The organism is Clostridium sp. OM02-18AC (assembly GCF_003481825.1).
Taxonomy (GTDB): Bacteria; Bacillota; Clostridia; order Lachnospirales; family Lachnospiraceae; genus Brotaphodocola.
The window spans coordinates 1-891 of sequence record NZ_QULW01000045.1; the positions used below are offsets into that span (position 1 = coordinate 1).

Consider the following 891-nt stretch of genomic DNA (forward strand, 5'->3'; position numbering starts at 1 on the left):
AAGATATAAGAAAGATAAAATGCCGATCACCTATATGCAAAATGGCATTCAACATGAAAAAGGCTCTTTCAAAGTAAGACTTTCTTTACCGAAAAAGCTGAAGGAGTATATGGCTCATACCTATGATATTCGTGCTGCATACCTTTATTTGAAAAATCCTGTTTTTTCAAACATGGATATCATAAAACAGATCAAAATATATCCACCGGCAAATGACGGAACCAGCAGGATCCTTGTTATTTATGAGGTGGAAGATGTTTTGCCTGAAGAGGACAATGGACATTATCTGTCGATTGATCTGGGCTTGCATAATCTTATGACTTGTTATGATAATGCAGGAAAAACGTTCATTATTGGGAGAGAATATCTTTCACTTTCTTATTTTTATAACAGGGAAATCGCGCGAGTCCAGTCGCAATGGGATCGGATCCAGGCTGTACGGAAAAGGGAGTATCTGAAAACATCTAAGCATCTGCAGAAGCTTTATCGAAAGAAAAATAACTGTATCAAAGATTATATTCATAAGATGACACGGTATATCACGAACTATTGTGTAAAGAATGATATTCATACGGTTGTAATTGGAGATATCAAGGGGATTCGTAAAGAGAAAAATCTGGGAAGGAAAACCAACCAGAAACTTCACAGTCTGCCATATGCCCGTATCTATATGCAGTTAGAGTATAAGCTTAAAATGAAAGGGATTCGCCTGATAAGACAGGAAGAAAGTTATTCCAGTCAATGCCCGCCACAGTCAGAAGAAGTATCGTGCATTTATGCAGAGAAAAGGAATCGAAAAAAGCGTGGTATCTACATTGTAGGTACCGTGATTTACAATGCAGATGCAGTAGGAGCTTATAATATTTTGAGAAAGTATCATGCCGTATCCGG

Annotated in this window: 1 protein-coding gene; it reads left to right on the forward strand. The window is 37.5% G+C overall.

Features of this window, described 5'->3' with window-relative positions; all coding sequences use genetic code 11:
• Positions 1–34: 34 nt before the first annotated feature.
• Positions 35–891, forward strand: an 857-nt coding sequence (locus DXB18_RS16005) for an RNA-guided endonuclease TnpB family protein (RefSeq protein WP_243103573.1), incomplete at its 3' end; no start/stop codon positions are given.